The 663-nt window shown below is 65.8% G+C and carries 1 protein-coding gene; it reads right to left on the bottom strand.

What is annotated here, in order from left to right:
* Positions 1–54 precede the first annotated feature (54 nt).
* On the bottom strand, positions 55–663 hold a 609-nt coding region (sdaAB, locus tag H6B10_RS14965), incomplete at its 5' end, for an L-serine ammonia-lyase, iron-sulfur-dependent subunit beta (protein ID WP_204652306.1).

The following is a 663-nucleotide window of genomic DNA, read 5'->3' as shown; positions in this document are numbered from 1 at the left end:
CAGCCCCGCCAGGGAATGATAATTCAGTTCTTCCGGCATCGTTTTGCTCCTTTGTTATTGGGGCAGCAGGGTGACGCAGAGCATCACGTCCGGCAGCTGCCGCACACGGCAGGCCAGGGCTTCGTCCAGACCGCCGTCCATCTCGATGGTCATCACCGCCACGCCGCCTTTCTGGCGGCGGGACAGGGAAAAGTTGCAGATGTTCACGCCGCGGTCGGCCAGCAGGTCGGTGACTTCGGCAATGACGCCGGGGCGGTCCCGGTGCTGTACGATCAGGCTGGGGTGCTGGCCACTGATGTGTACCGGCATTCCGTTGATGGCGTCGATCACAATGTTGCCGCCGCCGATGCTGGAACCCCGCACCGTCAGGGTGCCGCCGCTGCGGCCGGTCAGGGTCAGCACGGCGGTGTTGGGGTGGGATTCGGGAAGGTCGCCGGTGGTCAGGGCAATCTCCAGCCCCTGTTCCCGGGCCAGCCGGGGCGAAAACCGCAGCCGGGGATCATCGGGGGCCATGCCCAGAATACCGGCGATCAGCGCTTTGTCGGTGCCGTGGCCTTTGTACGTCTTGGCAAAACTGCCGTACAGTTCGATCCGGGCGGCCACCGGCTCGTCCTGCAAAAGCTGCCGTGCAATGCGGCCGATCCGGGCGGCGCCTGCCGTGTG

This window comes from Gemmiger formicilis, from assembly GCF_016901605.1.
GTDB classification, from domain to species: Bacteria; Bacillota; Clostridia; order Oscillospirales; family Ruminococcaceae; genus Gemmiger; species Gemmiger formicilis_B.
This window is presented reverse-complemented; position numbering and strand designations above follow the sequence as displayed.